The organism is Teredinibacter purpureus, assembly GCF_014217335.1.
GTDB lineage: Bacteria > Pseudomonadota > Gammaproteobacteria > Pseudomonadales > Cellvibrionaceae > Teredinibacter > Teredinibacter purpureus.
Genome location: NZ_CP060092.1, coordinates 652,142 through 671,722 on the forward strand (window position 1 = coordinate 652,142; position 19,581 = coordinate 671,722).

General features: G+C 46.9%; 21 protein-coding genes. 11 read left to right on the forward strand and 10 right to left on the reverse strand.

Annotated features, from left to right (window positions below; translation table 11 throughout):
- Positions 1-30 precede the first annotated feature (30 nt).
- Both nhaA and H5647_RS02690 read right to left on the reverse strand, forming a co-directional pair.
- On the reverse strand, positions 31-1,233 hold the full coding sequence (gene nhaA, locus H5647_RS02685; RefSeq protein ID WP_045856105.1) for a Na+/H+ antiporter NhaA: 1,203 nt from the start codon (positions 1,231-1,233) through the stop codon (positions 31-33).
- 5 nt (positions 1,234-1,238) lie between these two features.
- Positions 1,239-1,937, reverse strand: a complete 699-nt coding sequence (locus H5647_RS02690; RefSeq protein WP_045856107.1) for a 2-phosphosulfolactate phosphatase — start codon at positions 1,935-1,937, stop codon at positions 1,239-1,241.
- A gap of 152 nt (positions 1,938-2,089) precedes the next feature.
- On the opposite strand from H5647_RS02690, the gene H5647_RS02695 reads away from it, so the two are divergent.
- Both H5647_RS02695 and H5647_RS02700 read left to right on the forward strand, forming a co-directional pair.
- Complete coding sequence (locus H5647_RS02695) at positions 2,090-3,016, forward strand: hydrogen peroxide-inducible genes activator (protein WP_045856109.1); 927 nt, start codon at positions 2,090-2,092, stop codon at positions 3,014-3,016.
- A 47-nt stretch (positions 3,017-3,063) separates the two neighbouring features.
- A complete protein-coding gene (locus H5647_RS02700; protein ID WP_045856111.1) occupies positions 3,064-3,729 on the forward strand; it encodes a nitroreductase in 666 nt (221 codons plus the stop codon).
- Here H5647_RS02700 and H5647_RS02705 read toward each other — a convergent pair.
- The 3 genes from H5647_RS02705 to H5647_RS02715 form a co-directional block, all read right to left on the reverse strand.
- Positions 3,722-4,240, reverse strand: a complete 519-nt coding sequence (locus tag H5647_RS02705; protein WP_045856113.1) for a DUF411 domain-containing protein — start codon at positions 4,238-4,240, stop codon at positions 3,722-3,724. The genes H5647_RS02700 and H5647_RS02705 overlap by 8 nt on opposite strands.
- A 168-nt stretch (positions 4,241-4,408) precedes the next feature.
- A complete protein-coding gene (locus H5647_RS02710) occupies positions 4,409-5,287 on the reverse strand; it encodes a pirin family protein (protein WP_045856115.1) in 879 nt (292 codons plus the stop codon).
- Complete coding sequence (locus H5647_RS02715) at positions 5,284-5,886, reverse strand: FMN-dependent NADH-azoreductase (protein ID WP_045856117.1); 603 nt, start codon at positions 5,884-5,886, stop codon at positions 5,284-5,286. Before H5647_RS02715 ends, H5647_RS02710 begins: the two co-directional genes overlap by 4 nt.
- Before the next feature lie 129 nt (positions 5,887-6,015).
- Between H5647_RS02715 and H5647_RS02720 the strand changes: the two genes are divergently transcribed.
- The 4 genes from H5647_RS02720 to H5647_RS02735 are packed head-to-tail and all read left to right on the forward strand — an operon-like array spanning position 6,016 to position 9,841.
- On the forward strand, positions 6,016-6,903 hold the full coding sequence (locus tag H5647_RS02720; protein ID WP_045856119.1) for a LysR family transcriptional regulator: 888 nt from the start codon (positions 6,016-6,018) through the stop codon (positions 6,901-6,903).
- A 10-nt stretch (positions 6,904-6,913) separates the two neighbouring features.
- Entirely contained in the window at positions 6,914-7,528 is a 615-nt protein-coding gene (locus H5647_RS02725) for a DUF1287 domain-containing protein (RefSeq protein ID WP_052691830.1), read from the forward strand.
- Positions 7,525-8,856, forward strand: coding sequence for a DUF2157 domain-containing protein (locus H5647_RS02730; protein ID WP_045856122.1), 1,332 nt, complete (start codon positions 7,525-7,527; stop codon positions 8,854-8,856). Before H5647_RS02725 ends, H5647_RS02730 begins: the two co-directional genes overlap by 4 nt.
- Complete coding sequence (locus H5647_RS02735; protein ID WP_045856124.1) at positions 8,846-9,841, forward strand: GDYXXLXY domain-containing protein; 996 nt, start codon at positions 8,846-8,848, stop codon at positions 9,839-9,841. The genes H5647_RS02730 and H5647_RS02735 overlap by 11 nt, the downstream gene beginning before the upstream one ends.
- A gap of 19 nt (positions 9,842-9,860) precedes the next feature.
- Here the strand turns inward: H5647_RS02735 and H5647_RS02740 are convergent, their stop codons facing one another.
- The 4 genes from H5647_RS02740 to ubiA form a co-directional block, all read right to left on the reverse strand.
- Positions 9,861-11,072: a GNAT family N-acetyltransferase gene (locus tag H5647_RS02740; protein WP_045856125.1), complete on the reverse strand. Its 1,212-nt coding sequence runs from the start codon at positions 11,070-11,072 to the stop codon at positions 9,861-9,863.
- A gap of 65 nt (positions 11,073-11,137) precedes the next feature.
- Positions 11,138-12,448, reverse strand: coding sequence for a phosphate regulon sensor histidine kinase PhoR (gene phoR, locus H5647_RS02745; protein WP_045856127.1), 1,311 nt, complete (start codon positions 12,446-12,448; stop codon positions 11,138-11,140).
- Between the two features lie 18 nt (positions 12,449-12,466).
- Positions 12,467-13,174, reverse strand: coding sequence for a phosphate regulon transcriptional regulator PhoB (phoB, locus tag H5647_RS02750; RefSeq protein ID WP_045856129.1), 708 nt, complete (start codon positions 13,172-13,174; stop codon positions 12,467-12,469).
- A 191-nt stretch (positions 13,175-13,365) separates the two neighbouring features.
- Positions 13,366-14,250: a 4-hydroxybenzoate octaprenyltransferase gene (ubiA, locus tag H5647_RS02755; protein WP_045856131.1), complete on the reverse strand. Its 885-nt coding sequence runs from the start codon at positions 14,248-14,250 to the stop codon at positions 13,366-13,368.
- Positions 14,251-14,408: 158 nt separating this feature from the next.
- Between ubiA and H5647_RS02760 the strand changes: the two genes are divergently transcribed.
- The 5 genes from H5647_RS02760 to H5647_RS02780 all read left to right on the forward strand — a co-directional run bounded on the left by H5647_RS02760 (position 14,409) and on the right by H5647_RS02780 (position 18,893).
- On the forward strand, positions 14,409-14,699 hold the full coding sequence (locus tag H5647_RS02760; protein WP_045856134.1) for an HU family DNA-binding protein: 291 nt from the start codon (positions 14,409-14,411) through the stop codon (positions 14,697-14,699).
- 14 nt (positions 14,700-14,713) lie between these two features.
- Positions 14,714-16,000 (forward strand): dicarboxylate/amino acid:cation symporter, encoded by a 1,287-nt coding sequence (locus H5647_RS02765; protein WP_045856137.1) that lies wholly within the window; start codon positions 14,714-14,716, stop codon positions 15,998-16,000.
- Positions 16,001-16,082: 82 nt separating this feature from the next.
- Positions 16,083-16,967, forward strand: a complete 885-nt coding sequence (locus H5647_RS02770; protein WP_162926265.1) for an SMP-30/gluconolactonase/LRE family protein — start codon at positions 16,083-16,085, stop codon at positions 16,965-16,967.
- Between the two features lie 138 nt (positions 16,968-17,105).
- Positions 17,106-18,035 carry a diguanylate cyclase gene (locus H5647_RS02775; RefSeq protein ID WP_162926266.1) on the forward strand — a complete coding sequence of 310 codons (930 nt, stop codon included), beginning with the start codon at positions 17,106-17,108 and terminating at the stop codon, positions 18,033-18,035.
- A 165-nt stretch (positions 18,036-18,200) separates the two neighbouring features.
- A complete protein-coding gene (locus H5647_RS02780) occupies positions 18,201-18,893 on the forward strand; it encodes a DUF502 domain-containing protein (protein ID WP_045856140.1) in 693 nt (230 codons plus the stop codon).
- A 39-nt stretch (positions 18,894-18,932) separates the two neighbouring features.
- Here the strand turns inward: H5647_RS02780 and H5647_RS02785 are convergent, their stop codons facing one another.
- Positions 18,933-19,541 (reverse strand): MFS transporter, encoded by a 609-nt coding sequence (locus tag H5647_RS02785; RefSeq protein WP_162926267.1) that lies wholly within the window; start codon positions 19,539-19,541, stop codon positions 18,933-18,935.
- Positions 19,542-19,581: the final 40 nt, after the last annotated feature.

Sequence of the window (19,581 nt, forward strand, 5' to 3'; positions counted from 1 at the left end):
ATCCATTATTGCGCGGGCCACTTATCCTGTTTAGCTCGACTCTTTTAAGCTCCAACGTAATACCCAGTAGCCGCCAACCGCCGATAAAAGCGAACCTGCAATTACGCCCAAGCGTTCATCAAATAACAATAAGGTGTCGGCACCAGGGAAGGCCAAAGAACCTACAAATAAGCTCATCGTAAAACCAATACCGCACAACAGCGAAACACCGTAGAGCCCCATGTAATTCATATTTTTCGGTAAACGGCAAAGCCCCAGCTGTATTGCTGCACAACCGAACAGAAAAACACCAATCTGCTTACCCACAAAGAGCCCTGCCGCGATGCCTACCGGCACGGTGTGAAAAATAGTATCGCTACTCATGTTCATAAAGTTAACCCCTGCATTCGCAAAAGCAAATACGGGTAAGACAAAAAATGCGACGGGCGAATGTAATTCATGTTCGAGGAATTTTAAGGGCGAATGAATAGTGGGTCGCGCGGCCGACGCCGATTGACTAGTCGTCGACGCTCGCATTGGAATAAAAAACGCGAGCAGCACCCCCGCCAAGGTTGCGTGTACACTGGACTTCAACAGTGCAACCCACATTATCACCCCAATAATCATGTACACACGTAAGCTGGTGACGCCACGCCAGTTCAAAAAACCCAAAATAACGCAGCATGCACCGGCAAAACCTAGCGCCATAAACGATATGTCTTGGGTATAAAACAACGCAATGATAATAATTGCACCCACATCATCAAAAATTGCGACTGACGTTAAAAATATCTTAATAGCCAGCGGTACTCTCGAGCCTAATAAACTCAGTATGCCCAAGGCGAATGCGATATCGGTTGCCGCAGGTATTGCCCAACCTTGTAGCGCAACAGGATCATTCCAATTGATGTAAGCGTAGATACCCGCTGGTACAACCATGCCACCAAACGCCGCGACAGCGGGCAATATAATATTGTGAAAATCTGAAAGCTCTCCCTCTATGAACTCTCGTTTTAGCTCTAACCCCACCATTAAAAAGAAAACGGCCATCAAGCCATCGTTCACCCATAGCAATAAGGGTTTGGCTATTTCTAGTGTTCCTATAGCCACAACAATGGGCGTATCCAACAGTAGGTCGTAAATTCCGCCTAAGGGAGTATTGGCCATCACAATGGCTAATACTGCCGCCATTATTAATATAACGCCGCCAGCTGCGTCATGCTTAAATACGTCGGTCCACTTCGTTGTTTTCACAAATATTACTCCATGTGAGGCAGTACACTTAATTTACAAGCGTCGTCATTAATACGATCAGCCTGTAAAACAAAATTAAATTTATTAAAGTTCAAGCAACAATCAAAATCCGCTTCGGGGCTCCATGGCTGCGCCGAATCAAAAAATCGTGCCGCGAAAGGGGAGCGTCGTAGTTCTGCTTCAACCGCGTCATCACTCACCGATTCACCACGTAACAAAGCGGCCAAGTAATCGGCATATAGCCAATCCTCATCACTAGGCGTATTCGCATTCAACCCCATTCGTACCAATGTAACCTGCTCCGGTCTCCGACTTACAATATAGTCTGCCGTGGCTCGTGCGTTTACAAAAGCTCCGGTTAACACCTGAGCCGCTTCAACGGCATTGACTAATCCCTGAGTCCCAGCGTGGGTCGTATGTATTATCGTTTTTCCTTCAAGGTTTTCTTTCTCGATAACACTTGGAGAATTTCCAAAATCAAAGCCTGGGAGGCATTTGCCGAATCGCTCTCCCAGCAATACGATATTGGGTAATTGATGCCGATAATCAAGTGCGCGTTCACTATCACCCACCGCTATAATCTCTTTAGCCCCTGCCTGCACGCAGTAACACGCCGTAGTAAATGCCCTAAACACATCAATAACTACAGCTACACCACGCGCCGATTGGGCTCCTTCAACAAAATCAACGAACTTTAACTCCATTAAAAATACTCTCTCTATTCGCGCAACAACCCCATGGGCGCTACACACCTCTTACGATTTACCCGTTTTGTACAATCTAGTCTAACGGCTGATTTACCCAACACGAGAGGTAGTGTAGGCTTATTAAAAACCTCTAACCAATAGATTTAACCATGACTTTAACAGAATTGCGTTACATCGTTACCCTCGCACAAGAGCAGCATTTCGGCCGCGCCGCCGATCGCTGTCATGTCTCTCAACCCACTTTAAGCATTGCCGTAAAGAAATTAGAAGAAGAACTTAAAGTCTCTATTTTTGAGCGCTCCAAAACGCGTGTTTCTGCCACACCCTTAGGTGAGACTATTATTAAGCAGGCCCAAAAAGTTTTGGAACAGGCCGCTGCGATAAAAGATATCGCCAGCTCCGGCCAGAACCAACTTACAAACCCCTTTCATATTGGGGCTATTTTTACCATTGGCCCATACTTATTTCCTCGACTAATTCCCTCGCTACAAACGTTAGCCCCCGACATGCCGCTGTATGTAGAAGAAAGCTACACAGCAACATTGCGCCGACGTATTCGCCACGGCGACCTGGACGCAATCGTAGTAGCCTTACCATTTACGGAGGCCGACGTTGTGACTCAACCGCTCTACGAAGAACCTTTTGTCGTGCTGATGAGCAAGGGCCACCCGTTATCGAAGGACGCCACTATTGATCCTGCTTCTCTAAGCCAATACAACGTATTGCTATTGGGAGAAGGGCATTGCTTTCGTGACCAAGTATTAGCGGCCTGCCCCAATTTAAAGCCTTCTATCGACGACCCCAGAGGTAATATTCGTACCGCCGCGGAAGGAAGTTCACTCGAGACACTAAAATATATGGTGGCGTCCGGCTTGGGGATTACCATTTTACCTCAGTCTGCCGCAATTATTGGCCATTACTCTGCTGACCAACTCGATATTCGGCCGTTTGCCGACCCCGTACCTACGCGCACTGTCGCACTCGCATGGCGGGCGAGCTTTCCGCGCCTGCAAGCGATTGACGCAATACGCGATTCGATTACCGATTGTAAGGTAGGGGAAAATTTTAACGCGTAAACTGGGCTTCAGCCCTCTCCGTATTTACCGCCAGAAAGAGATCAGCTATGGATGTTCGCCAAGCCTTACAAGAACGAAAATCCGTCCGAGCCTTTTTAGACAAGCCGGTCGACAGCGATATTGTGTCACGAATTCTCAGCGCTGCGGCACACGCACCTTCTGGTACTAATGCACAACCGTGGCAGGTGGCAGTGGTCTCTGGCGAGCACAAACGTACACTGGATAACGCACTAGTCGCGGCGTTCGGGCGCGGAGATGAAGAGAAAATGGATTATTTGTACTACCCGCTCGAATGGGTAGAGCCCTACAAGTCGCGCCGCCGTGCCTGCGGCCTACAAATGTATACCACGCTTAACATTACACGCGAAGATCGCGATCGCCAGCGCGCGCAATGGCAGGCTAACTACACTGCTTTTGATGCGCCCATCTCGCTGTATTTCTTTATCGATCCCGTGATGAAAACTGGCTCGTTTATGGACTACGGCATGTTCTTACAATCCATAATGCTAGCAGCCGTAGAAGAAGGCTTGGCCACTTGCGCTCAAGCGGCGCTCGGGCAGTACCCCGCCATCGTAAAAGAATCACTCGGCTACGACGCCTCTTTAACCTTGGTATGCGGTATGGCGCTCGGTTATGAAGACACTGCAGCCCCCGTCAATCAGTACCGTACTCCGCGTGAACCCATCGATAATTTCGTTCGCGTGTTTACTTAAGCTCGCCACGCGGAGACGCTAAATGTGTAAAGACCTCTCGCTTACCGTCTTTACGTAATAGCCATACATCGTAAGCATCAAATCGATCGCCCATTTCCATGCCCGGGCTGCCAACGGGCATACCAGGCACCGCTAACCCAATAGCATTAGCAGGGCGCTCCGCCAGAAACCGCTGTATCACATGCGCAGGAATATGGCCTTCAAACACATAGCCCTCCTTTGTTACGGCGGTATGGCATGATTGCGACTCGCGCGGAATATTCAGCGATTGCTTAACGGTATTAAGATCGTCCGGGTGGACTGTCTGGGTTGTAAAACCGGCATCATTCACGTGGGCAATCCAATCGGCACAACACCCACACGTAGGGCTTTTATACACAGTAAAGTCTGACGACGACATGGCAGGTGTAGCGGCATCACTTAGCGGCGTAGACGGTACCGGCTTCTCTGAGCACGCCAATACAGTAAATGCGATAAGACTGTATAAAAAACGAGACATTAGATTAATCATGGTTCATTCATCATTGAGGCTGGCCACACAGCATAATCAGAATTTCAACGAGAGAACACCGAAATCCAAAGTGGGGTGTTTTTAACGGTTAAGCCTGCAAACGTTGCATCGCCAAAAAATGTAATCTCGCGGCAACGCTTCCACAAAAGTGGCCGCCAAGGCATTCCGTTAACTCGCTAAACGTCCCGCTTGATAATCTGCAATAGCCTGCTGTATTTCTTTAGATGAGTTCATCACAAATGGCCCGTGTTGCACAATGGGTTCTTTTAACGGCTTACCCGACAACATCAATACTCTCGCAACGTTCTTGCCCTTATTCTGGATAACCACATTGCCGTTACCACTGAAACGCGTCAATGTTTGCGCGCGAGTCACCACCTGTTTTTCGCCCAAGGTTACGCCGCCGTCATACACATACGCCAAAGCGTTGTGACCATTGGTTAAGGCGATATCGGCAACAGCCCCTGGCTGTAAATGAATATCAACAAACAATGCTTCTGTATCTTTTACCGATAAATAACCGGTAACGGCATTAGCATTTATCTCCGTTTTACCCGAAAAAGCCTTTAATTGTAATCCATCCCAGGCATACATCGGAATGGCAGCGCCATCTATATCGTTGTAATTTGCCGGTATCAATTTACGTTTAGCGGGGAGGTTAACCCACAACTGAAAACCGCGCATTTTACCTTCCGTTTGTTTCGGCATTTCCGAATGAATAATGCCTTTTCCTGCAGTCATCCACTGCACATCACCATCATTGATGAGGCCAACATTGCCCATGTGATCACGATGTTCCATTTTCCCTTCTAGCATATAGGTTACCGTTTCAAACCCTCTGTGAGGGTGGGGGGGGAAGCCACCAATATAATCGGCGGCCTCATCCGAACCAAACTCATCCAGCATTAGAAACGGATCAAAACGTTCTGGGCGTTCCCCACCAAACACTCGTTTAAGCTTTACGCCGTCGCCATCAGACGCTGCACGCGCGCGAATCTGCTCGACGATATCGCGTTGTTTCACTGCGGTATTTTTTACTGTTGTCATACAACCTCCTGCTCGCTCACTAACGCATCAACGTGAGCCTTTATTGTCTCTTCGGCTTTTGCGATAGCCGTTTCACGCACGCCACCAGACATGTTTAAACCCTCTGCATAAATAAATTCAACATCATTCAGGCCTAAAAAACCTAACAATGTTTTCATAAAGCGGGTTAAAGAATCTGCCTCGGTACCCTGATACTGCCCACCACGCGTCATAAGAACGAACACTTTCTTTTTGCCCGCTAAACCCACTGGGCCGTTCTCCGTATATTCGAACGTTGTGCCCGCTCGCGTTATATGGTCAAACCACGCCTTTAACACCGAGGGTACGCCAAAGTTGTACATGGGCACACCCAGAATCAATATATCGGCAGCACTGAACTCGGCTATCAACGTATCCGCTAAAACCGCCTTACCCTCACCAATAGCGCCGAGTGTTGAGGCATCCAAATGGGGTATAGGGTCAGAAGCGATATCGCGGTGGGTCACCGTGAGGTCATCAAGCTCCTCGGCTAACAATGTCATTAACCGTTGCCCTAATTGATGGGAAACGCCAGCCTCAGAAAAAATGCTCGAATCAATCGTTAAAACATGTGTGCTCATAGTAACCTCTCTTTTATGCCGCTGACGTTTATGCGCAGGGCCGCCTTAGTAGGGTTACCATCTTATGCTTTCATTTCCGATTAAATGTACGCTATATTTGCACTTATTAATCGAAAATATTGATACATCATGAAAATAACACTTGAGCAGTGGCAAACCTTTAAAACCGTTATCGATGAAGGCTCCTTCGCTAGGGCGGCCGAAGCATTGAACAAAAGCCAATCTAGCGTTAGTTACATTATTGCTCGCCTACAAGAACAGCTACCTATCGCACCGCTCGTGCAACGCGGGCGCAAGGCGGAATTAACAGAAGCGGGGAAGGTACTGTATCGCCACGCGGCCAGCCTATTAACTGAAGCCGAACAACTGGAAAAGACTGCAACGTATCTTGCGAGCGGCTGGGAAACTGAAGTCGCCATAGCTGCAGACGCTCTCACGCCCCTCAAACAACTCCTGTGCGGCTTACAAGATTTTTCATCACAAAGCCCCAGCACGCGTATTCGGCTTTACGAAACCACGCTTTCCGGTACAGACGAAGCGCTCATAACGCGCCAAGCCGACATCGCCATTAGCGGTAATATACCACCGGGATTTCTCAGTACGCCGCTCCAACATATCACCATGGTGCCCGTCGCTGGCAGTCATCATCCGCTGGTGCGCCGGTCACATGTAAGTGAAAAAGATCTCAAAAACCATCGACAAATAGTTGTTCGTGATTCCGGCCTAAAACGAGAACAAGATGCGGGCTGGCTCGGCGCAGACCAGCGCTGGACAGTGTCCTCTTTTGCCACCAGTATTGAAGCCGTTAAATCAGACTTAGGTTTTGCGTTTTTACCGCTTCATATCGTTCAATCTAGCCTAGACAATGGCGAGCTCATTCGCCTGAATATGCGCACCGGCGGTGAACGACATATCCCGCTGTATTTAATTGTGGGTGATCAAAGTAACGCGGGGCCAGCCGTGCAAGCGGTTGCCGAAAAATTAGTGCTGCATTTAACGAACGCACATCCAACGTGAGGAAAACACAATGCACATTAACCTTACACACTGGCTAGGGGTCATTACTTTAAGTGGTTTAATCGCAACGCATTGCTTTGGCAAACCCTTTGGCGAACGCCTATCTGAGGCTGCACTTGAACGGACACAACACGCCATTACTTACGACGGCAGTTACCAAAAAATCGATTACCCCGGTGGTGATGTTGCGCCAAACATTGGCGTTTGTACCGATGTTGTAATTCGCAGCTACCGCCAACTCGGTATCGATTTACAACAAGTATTACACAACGACATTCGCGAAAACTTCGCACAATACCCTTCGAATACCCTCTGGGGGCATACTCGCCCCGATACCAATATCGACCACCGTCGCGTTCCCAACTTAGAAACTTTTTTTGCGCGCAATGGGTCTTCATTACCCTTATCAAACGACCCAAACGATTATTTACCTGGTGATATTGTGAGTTGGCGTCTAAGCGGCAATCTGCCTCATATCGGTATTGTCACGCATAAAAAAGACCGTGTTTCTGGTCGCCCTTTAGTGGTACACAATATTGGCATGGGGCCGCAACTGCAGGACCGTATTTTTAGCTACACACCCACTGGGCACTACCGTTTTAATCCACAAGGAAGTACGCCATGAATAAAACCACTCGCTGGCTATTCAATGAATTAGCGCTCTGGCAAACCCAAGGCATTATCGATAACGCTCAAGCGCAGCGTATCCAATCGCTTTACCGTGAACACGATGAACCGGTATGGGGGAAAATAATATTTGCCGCTATAGGCTCTATTATTTTTGGCTTGGGCATTATTTTACTCTTTGCTTACAATTGGGCAGACATGCACCGGTTTAGTAAAATGGCGGTTGTACTACTGTCACTCATAACCGCACATGCTCTCGGTTATTATTACAGTGGCCAACATAGCAATCACCCTAAAGTTGGTGAAAGCTTACATGTATTAGGCACCATGCTGTTTGGCGCAGGTATTTGGCTAGTCGCCCAAATCTACCATATAGACGAGCATTACCCCAATGCGCTCTTAGTGTGGGCGCTAGGCGCACTCGCGATCGCTTGGACACTACCGTCACTCGTTCACACGCTGCTATCGCTAACCTTAATTGCCCTATGGCATTCCTTCGAAGTATTTAACTTTCAAACGGTAAACCATTGGGCGAACTGGATTGTATTAGTGGGCATTATCCCTCTTGCGTGGTTTCAACGATCACGCAGTGCACTGTTTATGTCACTGTCGCTATTTATTTTCACTTTTTCGTTATCTTACGGCCAAACTGCCGATTCGCACGAAGCGACCGTGCTTACGCTTCTACTTCTGTTAAGCGGAGGCTGTATTCTTACCAGTTTCGTCGTAACAACCAGTAGCTTCCCCGAAAGCCACGGAATTTTTCGCACCATTGGCGTTAGTGTTTTTGTTATAACGCTCTATATTTTCACATTTTCAGCGGTTGATAACGTCTACTTTAGGGGCGATTTACAAGCACTTTCAATACAAACTGCCAGCTATTTTTTACTGCCTATTGTGTACAGTGTTAGCATTACCACGCTGCTGCTAACGCGTTACCGACACTCTATTAATAACGTTATTTTTACGGCTGAAATTGCACTCATATTAGGTACACTAACGCTGTCACTACTCTCTGTATTCAAACCGTTTAATCTTTATGAATTTAACTGGATTTTATACAACGTTTTATTTCTGTCTTACAGTATATTGCTTATCTATCGCGGCACTCATCAACTCGTATGGCAAGCCGCAACGGTGGGCACTATCATGCTATCGGCCTTCACGTTTGCCCGTTTTATCGATCTATTTGACAGTTTATTAATAAGAGCTGCGGCCTTTTTAGTGATTGGTGCACTCTTGTTTTTCGTGGGTATTTATTACTCCCGACAAAAACTAAAACAGCGCGAACAATTTGCCACGGAGGCCCGCCCTCATGTTCAATAAAAACGTATTACGTAAAGGGGTAATCGTCGCCATTATTGCGCAAGTATTTATTTTGGCGTTTATGGCGGGCAAGCGAGAAATGATAGTTGCAACAGGTAAAACGTTATATTTACGCTCGGCACCCATTGACCCTCGCGATCCATTCAGAGGTGATTTTGTGCGATTGCGTTATGGTATTAACAGCATCCATCAATCCCAGTACCAAGGTGTTCGCCCATTCGAAGAGTTAAACGCAGGCCAAGTACTTTACACCGCTCTTAAACACGGCGCAGACGACGTTTATTCGTTTGATTATCTAACCGATCAACAACCTAAAAATGCCACTTTTATTAGAGCACGCGTCAATACAACATGGTCTTTTATGCGCTCGCGTAACGGTTTTATTAATTTAAAATACGGTATCGAACAGTATTTTGTTGAGCAGGGTAAAGGCAAAGCAATGGAGGACACGCTTGGCACGCGCGACGCCCTTCAAATACCGGTTGAAATGCGTTTAGCCGTAGGAGGCGATGGAACAGCCGTAATTACTGATCACCGTTGGAGCAAGCTTGGAATACAGCTGGCTTTTATTCAACCGGCACCCGAACGTAGAGACCCAAACGATGCCATTGTTAGCCCCATTATTAGCATTACAATGCAGAACGTTTCGCAACAGCCTCTTACCCTCGCGCACTTGGCGGATGACTGTTCCTTTTCTCTTGTTCACTACAATAATTCTAGCTACAAAGAAAATGCTGATCGTGGTTGCACCATCAACACACAGCTCCCCGACACCACAATACTCCAACCCGACGAATCAAAAACCATTCAAATCGATTTTAGTGAAACACGCTGGCATGTTGACACTGAAGGAGAGCATGTCGAAACCGGTTCACTACTCGGCTGGCATCAATTTCGAATTGTTTATACCGCACCGAGCGTAGACGGAACGTGGCAAGGCACGATGCAGACACCACTCTTTAGTGGCAATGGGCGTGTCGATTAATACGTTTTCGCGCGCAAAATTAAAGCGCCTTTGGCGATTTAGGGACTTCCAATAACATATCATCATCCATCAGAGTGTGCCCATCTTTAAAGGGCACATAAGTGCGTGCATCCGTGCAGTAAGCGTGATTTTGTTGTAATTCTTCACCAACGAATGTTTCCACGGCTTGATGAAATTGTTTGTTTACGAGGTAATGGTAAGAGCACGTTTTAACGGGGGTAAAACCCCGCTGAATTTTATGTTCGCCTTGCGCGCCCGGGTCGAATCGTTGTAGGCCCTGTGCAATAGCATAATCTATTCCTTGGTAATAGCAGGTTTCGAAGTGCAACCCATCAACTTCTTCGCGCGCGCCCCAGTAACGACCATACAACGTTGTGTCATCTCTGAAGTATAGCGCTGCCGCTAACATAGGGTTCTCTAACGACTCGCCATGTGCGCTGCACAGTACTATTGATTCAGGCATAGCCTTTGCAATTCTGCAGAAAAAATCTTCGTTAAGATAACCCGCATGGCCACTACGTTTTAAATACGTGGTTTGATATAGCATCGAAAAAATTCGCCAGTCACTCGCACTCACATCACCGCCTTTACGCATGGCAAACTGAATATTCTGGGCGCACACTTTTTGGCGTTCTCGTTTAATGTTTTTACGTTTTCTCGAACTAAAACTTTCTAAAAACTGATCGAAACAGGTGAAGCCTTGATTAAACCAATGAAACTGCGTGCCCTGACGTTGAGCATAACGCGTCGGGGAAAACAATGATCTGTTGCTTGCCGACGGGAATAAACAATGAAAGCCCGAACCGTTAAGATCACAAAGACGCTGTGCGATGGCCTCTTCTATTACCGCCATACACTCGCTATATTGCAGGGTATTAAGGTCGCTAGAAAACGCCATTCGCGGGCCGGTTGCGGGCGTAAAAGGTATGGCGTTCAATAACTTTGGGTAATACTCTAAACCGGCACGCTGGTAGGCATCCGCCCACCCCCAATCAAACACATACTCTCCGTAGGAATGTGTTTTTTCATAGAGAGGCAATGCCGCAATGAGTGTTTGATTGTTGTGTATAAGTAAGTGGCAAGGCTGCCAGCCGCTTTCAGCGGTCGTACTTCCCGACGTTTCTAAAGCGGCTAAAAAACCGTAGCGAGTAAATGGGTGGGCCTCAGGCCAGAGCGCAGCCCAAGTATGTTCATTAATATCGGTTATTGAGTTTATAAATGTAGCCTGCATTTTTTACCTCGCTAAGGACTCTAAACAGGCTCGACAAAGCACAAACAACTAGGATGTTTAAGAAATTAGTGTTCGCCTACATTTTTGACAAAACGTTTTATCGGAAAATGACACGCAAAAACGCTGCCTTTTTTGAGCTTACTACGAATTCGCAGGTCTGCATCATGTCGCAATAAAATGTGCTTAACAATGGATAAACCTAGGCCTGTTCCGCCGGTTTCTCGAGAACGACCGTGATCCACCCGATAAAAACGCTCCGTTAAGCGCGGCAAATGCCGTGGGTCTATACCGTCACCGTTGTCTTTAACTTTCACAATAACTTCGACAGGCTTAAGCTCTACCACAACGGATATTTTGCGGCCGCTACCCGTATAATTTACCGCGTTGTAAATTAAGTTGGCAAAAGCGCTACGGAGTTCATTTTCTAACCCTAATAGTTCCACACGAGGTTCACACTTAATCTCAAAAATATGTGCTCGTTCCCCGCTCAGTACTTTTGCCTCAGCGACAATTTGTTCGAGTAAAGGCCGCAATGCAACTGGCGACTGGCCAGCCTCTCGATCTTCTGTTTCGAGCCTAGACAAGGTGAGCAAGTCGGTAATCAAACCGGTCATTCGACGCGTTTGACCTTGCATTTGATCGAGCGGTTTATTCCACGCGGGCGACAATTCAGCTGAATCGACCAAGGTCTCGAGGTAACCATTAATGACCGTCAGTGGCGTGCGCAATTCGTGCGATACGTTGGCAACAAAATCTTTTCGCATGCGCTCTAAGTTGGCAATATGCGTGATATCGCGCGCAATAACTAGCCGGTCGCCGTCACCAAACCGATGAATATGAAACTGGAGAGTTTGCCCCTCTTGCCGCATTGACACCAGCTCAAGCGGTTCGTCGTAGCAGTCGCTTTCGTAATAGTCGACGAAACGAGGGTGGCGAATATAGTTAGTTAGCTTGCGGCCCAAATCCTGAGGCGTGAAATCAAATTGGCGCTCAGCGGAACGATTCCACCACTCGATATTATCGCGCTTATCAACAATAACTACGCCATCGGCCAATGCCGAGGTCATATCTTGCACTCGAGCCACGACACCCCGTAGCCGCTGTTTATCTTTTTCTGCTCGTTTAAGCATTAATTCGATATCTTCGGCAATTTCCCCCCAGATACCGCGTAATTCGTAATCGTGCACGCCTTGCAACCGCGTATCGTTAACCCACGACTCTAAACAGCGCACTTGATAGAACGTCCAACCGACATAAGCCAAAGCACCCAACAACATTGTGGGCCAGATAGCCTTGATAAGAATGCCAATTGCAAAGGCAACAGACAAATACACCAGAAGCCACTTAATCTCAGTGGCTATACCTTTTCGAAACATAAAGAATTAGCTTGTTGGTTATTCGGCTGTAGCCAAAAACTTGTTGGAGAAACGATAACCTGCTCCACGAACGGTTTGGACAAGCCTATCATGGCCATCCGCCTTCAGGGCCTTGCGCAGACGGCGGATATGAACGTCCACTGTGCGCTCTTCTACATACACGTTGCCGCCCCAAACATAGTCGAGCAGTTGATTGCGCGAGTATACCCTTTCTTGATGCGTTAGAAAGAATTCCAGTAAGCGGTATTCGGTAGGGCCCAGTTGAATGGGGCTTCCACTGATGGTAACTCGGTGACTACTTGGGTCTAGACAGAGCCCTTCAACGATAATGGGGTCGCCACTGGACAGCGTATCGGCTCGGCGCAGCACCGCCCGTAAACGCGCCACAAGCTCCCGTGGAGAGAATGGCTTGGTAATGTAATCATCAGCGCCCAATTCCAAGCCCTGAATTTTATTGTCTTCTTCGCCTTTGGCCGTGAGCAAAATGAGCGGAATTTCGCGGGTAACTTCATCGTTTTTCAATCGACGGGCCAACTCTATACCGCTAATCCCGGGCATCATCCAATCGAGTAACACTAAGTCTGGCCGCACATCCACAATAATTTGATGGGCCTCTTGTGCATCGCACGCTTCCAAAACGCCATATTCTGCCATTTCCAGCGCCACTCGCAACATATCTCGAATCGCGCGTTCGTCGTCTACAATCAGTATTTTTTTCTCAACCATGGAGATTTCATCCTGCTAAAAAGCGTGTTGATCGCTGACTTACAGTAAGCTCTTAGCCCTGTCTATGACAATGACATTAAGAATAGGAGCAGTACCGAACCAGACAGGATTAAATAAAGGTTTTATTACGCTTTTATGACATTACGAATAAAGTGCCGAAATGGGTGAAATAAAACTAGAAACGCCCTAATTTAATGCGTTAATACGGCGTAATCGAGTAAAATACCTAAAAACACAATCATGCCAACCCAGTTGTTGTTAAGAAACGCCTGAAAACACGCCTCTCGCTTACGATCCCGAATTAAATACTGCTGATACACCATAAAACCGCCCGCAACGAGAACAGATAAGTTGTAAATCCAGCCAAGCTGAAACTTCTGACCAACCAGCCCGAGTGCAAAAATCACCATGCATTGCAGCACCGCTGTCATCAGCTTATCCTGATCACCAAACAAAATAGCCGTCGATTTCACGCCGATTTTAATGTCGTCATCACGATCAACCATCGCATAAAACGTGTCATACGCTACCGTCCACAAAACCACCGCCGTGTAAAGCACCCACATATCTGGCGATAGTTCGCCCGTTTGCGCGGCAAACGCCATAGGCACGGCCCACGCAAAAGCGGCCCCTAGTACGACTTGAGGTAAGTGGGTATACCGCTTCATGAAGGGATAGCAAAACGCCAACACTATGCCTCCAAACGACAGGTAAACCGTGAGGGCATTCGTCATTAACACCAACAAAAATGCAAGGCCACTTAATGCCGCAAAAAGCGCTATCGCCTCTTTAACGCTCACAGCTCCCGTTACCAGAGGCCGTTGCTGCGTGCGGGCCACATGGCCGTCCACCTTACGATCGGCTAGATCATTGATAACACAACCCGCCGATCGCATGAGCACCACACCCACTACAAAAATGAACAATACGTCTAGCCGCGGAATACCTTCGGCAGATAACCACAAAGCCCAAAGCGTTGGCCACAGCACAAGATAGATACCAATTGGACGGTCAAGCCGCATTAAGCGAGCGACATTTTTAAGTTTAGCGGGAATCTGCGGCACAGTTGTCTTCATGGTGTGTGATCAATTAGGGAAAGGAGTCGCTCAACGTATTGGCGAAGTGTGTTTCGATGATGAATCGGCGAATTCATCTAAAATCAAACTAACCGGTATTTTAACCGTGTTTATAGCAACTGTTCACACTAATTTAAACGCTACCACCGGAGACACCCATGCGTAAACCTGAACTAATTCAAACCGTAGCGCACGTTACCGGCTTAAATACTCGCCAAGCCGATGACGCCGTTGCGGCATTAATCGAACAAATGACAAATGCCCTCGCACGTGGCGAAAGTGTCAATCTCATGGGTTTTGGTGCGTTTTCGGTTAAAACGCGTGCCGAACGTAACGGTAAACACCCTAAAACCGGCGCGCCCATCCATATTAGCCCCAAAAATTACATTAGCTTTAAACCTAGCAGCGCGTTACGCTCACTGTCACAACCGCCTAATATCGACCAATAATAACGGAAGAATCCATGTTAAAAATGCCTCTCCACCTGCAAATTCTAGTCGCCATTGTCGCTGCTATTTTAACCGGTTTACTCGTTAACGAATTAAACCAAAAAGGTATTGCCGCAGGTGAATATATTCAAGATACGATGGTGTTCGTAGGCAAAATGTTTATGAACGGGCTGAAAATGATTATTGTCCCTCTCATTTTATCGTCGATTATTACCGGTATTGCCACCTTGGGCCAAGGCAGCGATCTAGGCCGGCTCGGCGGTAAAACTATTGGGTTTTATATGGCCTCGAGCCTTATGGCTATTCTCACGGGCCTACTCGTCGTCAACTTATTAACGCCCGGTATTATCGACGGGCAACCCGCCAAAGATATTTTAAATTTGAGTAGCCCTGAAGACTTAAATTCAACATTGAGTAAAATTGAAGGCCGAGGCACCGGCGATATTGCCGCTGTTTTCCATCGCATGCTGCCGCCTAACGTTGTCGCTGCCGCTGCGAACGGACAAATGCTTGGGCTCATATGCTTTGGCTTGTTGTTCGGTTTTTACATGACACGCATTGAAAGCCGCTACAAAGAAACGTTGCTTAATTTCTGGCAGGGCGTGTTCGATACTATGATGGGTATTACCCTTTTTATTATGAAATTTACGCCCATTGGTGTATTCGGGCTTGTGGGCAATACTGTTGCCACCACGGGGCTCGCTTCGTTCGGCCCGCTCATGATTTTCTTCCTATGCGTGGTGTTAGCGCTCGCTATTCATGTGTTAATCACCTTGCCGCTAGCCTTAAAATTCATTGCTCGGGTTCACCCAACAGGCCAATACAAAAGCATGGCACCTGCGCTACTCACGGCATTTTCTACCGCCTCATCATCCGGCACCTTGCCCATCACAATGGAATGTATGGAAAAAAAGGTGGGCGTGTCCAATCGAACGACCTCTTTCGTACTCCCCTTAGGCGCTACCATAAATATGGATGGCACAGCGCTATACGAATGTGTGGCGGCTATGTTTATAGCACAAGCCTACGGGTTAGATCTAACCTTCACTACACAGTTTACGATTGTACTTATTGCCCTGCTAACCTCAGTCGGTGTCGCCGGTATTCCCGCCGCTAGTCTAGTTGCCATATCTGTAATTCTGGCGGCCGTTGGTTTACCCGCAGAAGGTATAGGGCTACTTCTTGTCACCGACCGTGTGCTGGATATGCTTCGTACGGCAGTGAACGTTTTCAGCGATAGTTGCTGTGCCACGATTGTTGCGCGTACCGAAGGTGAAAAAACACGCATCGATGGCGGGTGACGCTGTGCAGGGGAAATTAAATTAAACGTTTATTTGATTTCTTGTATACTAGCGAACTCATTTGTTAGATAACGATCACTCCATGCTGCTAATAAGACATCAAACGTTGCACCGGGTAATCGTGCTGATCGCGATCATGCACTTGCTGGGTTGCGTAAGCCCTTTCACGGCCTCGCCCGTGCCCGCAGTTAGCGAGCAATGGCAAACCGCGCCCGTATTCTCTTCACCGGAATCGGTGGTATTCGACCCCCAGCGCGAGCTACTGTATGTCTCCAATATGCGCAACAGCGCAGTTCCCGACTCTTACACGCCAGACGATGTTGTCTCCAAGGTTTCGCTCAACGGCGATGTGATTCAACTCGCGTGGGTGACAGGCCTAATTGAGCCCTCGGGCATTACCCTCTTTAACGATAAACTTTACATTGTAGAACGCACCGGGATTGCCATTGCATCGCTAGATTCTGGCGAAATTATTCAGCGTATCCCCATTCACACCACCCGTTTTTTAAACGATATTACCATTAACCAAAACGGCGATATTTACGTTTCCGCCAGTGATGACAATCGTATTATTTTAATCAGGAACGGTAGTGTTTCTGAATGGCTTGAACACGAAACGCTCGCTCACACCAACGGCTTATTTGTTAGCGGTAACATTCTCTATGCTGCCACCATTAAACACTCCGCATTACAAGCCATTAACATCGACACACATAACATTACTACTTTGGCGCTTTTTCCCAATGGCATGTTAGATGGCGTGCAAGTGGTAGGCGACAATTACTGGGTATCACTCTATGAGGGCGAGCTTATAAGCGTATCGCCAAAAGGCGAAAAACAAACCCTTTTGAACCTACGTGGTAGCGGTAACACTATCGCCGATTTTATTTTTATCGAAACGAAGCGTTTACTCATAGTACCCTCTCTTTCGCACAATAAACTTATTAGCTTTCATATAGAAAACTGACGTTTATAGCAGCTCTCTCATTGATCAAAATCATCTAAAAAAACGCACGAATTCATCTAAAAATGCCCGATTTTTTGTCACGCTGTCGTCTAAAGTAAACTATGCTTTTTTAATCCAGCACTACTATGACACGTTTAAATGTCAGTGATAATTCGCTATTTCAATCAATTTACACACGTCTGCTACCTCTTTGGCGCCTCCACTTTATTGACGCTGCATACGGGTTATTTACACGCAAACGCACTCGCAGCAGAATCACCACGTGTCGTCCGTTATCCCATTGTTAATACCTCTCGTGAATTTTTTCATCGCAATACCTATGCGCTAAGCCTGTTTCGACTCGCTATTGAGAAATCCGCGAGTGACTACACCATCATGCACGTTCCTGCGGACATGAGTATTGGCTTAAGAAACGCAAAACTATTAGGCGAAGGCCAGCATGATGTTAATTGGATGCATACCAATACAGCACTTGAAGAATCGCTACTGCCGGTACGCATTCCAATATTCAAAGGATTAATTGGCTGGCGTTTAGCGTTCATAAGAGAAGAAGATCAAGGGTTATTTGATCACGTAAAATCGCCTTCTGATTTAGGTGAATATTTCGCAGGTCAAGGTTTTGATTGGCCAGACATTAAAATTCTGGAAGCCAACTCGTTACGTGTGCGGCCGGGATTTGATAGCCCCGCAATTATTAGCCTCATGCGTAACAAGCGTATCGACTATTTCCCGCGTTCAATCAACGAAATTTGGGATGAACGATCACGCTATGCAACAGGTGGAATTAGCATCGAAAAAACCGTAGCTCTTCGTTACGCTTCTGCCGTTTATTTTTTTGTAACACCATCAAAACCTGAACTCGCCAAAGTGCTTGAACAAGGGCTAGAAATCGCTATTGCAGACGGCTCCTTCGACGCTCTTTTCTTCGAGTTTTTTCACGCTATTATTGAAAAGTCTGCGCTAGCGGAGCGCAAAATTTTCCGGCTTTCCAACCCTTTACTGCCTCCTTCCACCCCCATCAATCGCAAAGAATTATGGTACTCAATCGACGAAAAAACTGCACAATAACCTGTGTAGGCACGTAAATTCAGCCACAAATTGCTTAACTCTAAAAATGCAAAAACACGTTTATACGCTTGTACGGCCACCCTTATAGGGCGCATCATAGCCACCAACAAAAAGTCTATGTGCAGTTTTTACTGTACGACCACGCTGCCTACACGAGCCTCTATCATGCCTAATAACCCGCTAATTTCACGCCCCAGCGTTATCGGAAATTTAACTAAAACCTTTATTGCAGGGCTCCTTGCGGCACTACCTTTAGCCGTAACAGCAGCTGTTATTGTGTGGCTAGCCGAATTGGTGCACCGATATCTTGGGCCAGATAGTTACATCGGAGTCATGCTTGGCCGTATAGGCCTTAACTTTGTTCCCACCGAAATATCTGCATACGCCATTGGTGTGGGCTGTGTCTTACTCGTGGTGTATTTACTCGGTGTGGCGGTTGAAGCGGGCTTAAAAAATCATTGGAGGGTATTCACGTCTAGCTTACTTAATCGCGTTCCACTTGTACGCTCCGTCTATCAAACCGTATCGCGTTTAATAACGCTGTTTGATAAGCCCGAGAAAGAAGAATACAAAGGAATGTCGGCTGTGATGTGCTACTTTGGGGGAGACCGCGCAGGCACTGCGGTACTGGCATTATTAACAAACCCTAAGCCAGTCGAGATAAAGCAGCAGCAGTATTACACCATTGTTATTCCAACCGCCCCTGTGCCTTTTGGCGGCGCCATTTTATATATGCCCATCGACTGGGTTGACAACGTAGACTTTGGTTTTGATGGGCTCGTTAATATTTATATGTCCATGGGTGTAACTTCTAGTGATTACTTTACTAAAACAGATATACCGCAAAAAAAACCCTAGAAACAAATCGCCTGTACCTTTCAGTTATGCGCTTACGTTTTAAACGTTACCAGCCGCCCCATACAAATGAGCTTTCGGCAAAATAATATAAGCACTAACACCCAACGCCCAAAAACACCCGCTCATGACTATATAGTACATTTCAAAGCTCGTGAAATTTAATACGAAAAAACCGATTGGTGTGGCCATTAGCCAGGCACTTGCCATACAGAGGCGCATACTGTTTTTAAATTTTTTCTGATTATTATTCGCCAAATACTGCGCTGAATAGTCGCCGGCTAGCGCCAATATTTGTGCAACGGCTGCAAAAGATAAACTTAAGAGTACGATGGCCACTAACAAAACAAGTGAATAAATTCGAACATAAGCAAAACTTATGCAAGCACAGCCACCTATCACTAAACCGGCCGCAATGAGTGTTCGCCCATCAAACGTTTCATGGCGCCATAGAGCGAAAGTTTGTACGTATACAATAGAGGTTAACGCTAACGCAACAAAAAATAAACCTACAAGCAATGGCCGAACATGCAACTCTTCTGAAAGAAAAATACTGAGTGTTGGCACCACCAATCCATACATGAGCGCCGCTAAAATTGCGACACTATAAAGGGTGAGGGACGGTACAGAAAATAACGATAACTTTTGCACTCAAGGCTCATCCGCGTTTGTTCAATCAATAAACCATTGT

Coding starts and splice junctions, on each gene's coding strand:
- H5647_RS02695 (WP_045856109.1), top strand. CDS start 2,090: ATGACTTTAACAGAATTGCGTTACATCGTTACCCTCGCACAAGAGCAG.
- H5647_RS02720 (WP_045856119.1), top strand. CDS start 6,016: ATGAAAATAACACTTGAGCAGTGGCAAACCTTTAAAACCGTTATCGAT.
- H5647_RS02775 (WP_162926266.1), top strand. CDS start 17,106: ATGTCAGTGATAATTCGCTATTTCAATCAATTTACACACGTCTGCTAC.
- H5647_RS02770 (WP_162926265.1), top strand. CDS start 16,083: ATGCTGCTAATAAGACATCAAACGTTGCACCGGGTAATCGTGCTGATC.
- H5647_RS02725 (WP_052691830.1), top strand. CDS start 6,914: ATGCACATTAACCTTACACACTGGCTAGGGGTCATTACTTTAAGTGGT.
- phoB (WP_045856129.1), bottom strand. CDS start 13,174: ATGGTTGAGAAAAAAATACTGATTGTAGACGACGAACGCGCGATTCGA.
- H5647_RS02700 (WP_045856111.1), top strand. CDS start 3,064: ATGGATGTTCGCCAAGCCTTACAAGAACGAAAATCCGTCCGAGCCTTT.
- H5647_RS02765 (WP_045856137.1), top strand. CDS start 14,714: ATGTTAAAAATGCCTCTCCACCTGCAAATTCTAGTCGCCATTGTCGCT.
- H5647_RS02705 (WP_045856113.1), bottom strand. CDS start 4,240: ATGATTAATCTAATGTCTCGTTTTTTATACAGTCTTATCGCATTTACT.
- ubiA (WP_045856131.1), bottom strand. CDS start 14,250: ATGAAGACAACTGTGCCGCAGATTCCCGCTAAACTTAAAAATGTCGCT.
- H5647_RS02780 (WP_045856140.1), top strand. CDS start 18,201: ATGCCTAATAACCCGCTAATTTCACGCCCCAGCGTTATCGGAAATTTA.
- H5647_RS02740 (WP_045856125.1), bottom strand. CDS start 11,072: ATGCAGGCTACATTTATAAACTCAATAACCGATATTAATGAACATACT.
- H5647_RS02690 (WP_045856107.1), bottom strand. CDS start 1,937: ATGGAGTTAAAGTTCGTTGATTTTGTTGAAGGAGCCCAATCGGCGCGT.
- H5647_RS02730 (WP_045856122.1), top strand. CDS start 7,525: ATGAATAAAACCACTCGCTGGCTATTCAATGAATTAGCGCTCTGGCAA.
- H5647_RS02760 (WP_045856134.1), top strand. CDS start 14,409: ATGCGTAAACCTGAACTAATTCAAACCGTAGCGCACGTTACCGGCTTA.
- H5647_RS02710 (WP_045856115.1), bottom strand. CDS start 5,287: ATGACAACAGTAAAAAATACCGCAGTGAAACAACGCGATATCGTCGAG.
- H5647_RS02715 (WP_045856117.1), bottom strand. CDS start 5,886: ATGAGCACACATGTTTTAACGATTGATTCGAGCATTTTTTCTGAGGCT.
- phoR (WP_045856127.1), bottom strand. CDS start 12,448: ATGTTTCGAAAAGGTATAGCCACTGAGATTAAGTGGCTTCTGGTGTAT.
- H5647_RS02735 (WP_045856124.1), top strand. CDS start 8,846: ATGTTCAATAAAAACGTATTACGTAAAGGGGTAATCGTCGCCATTATT.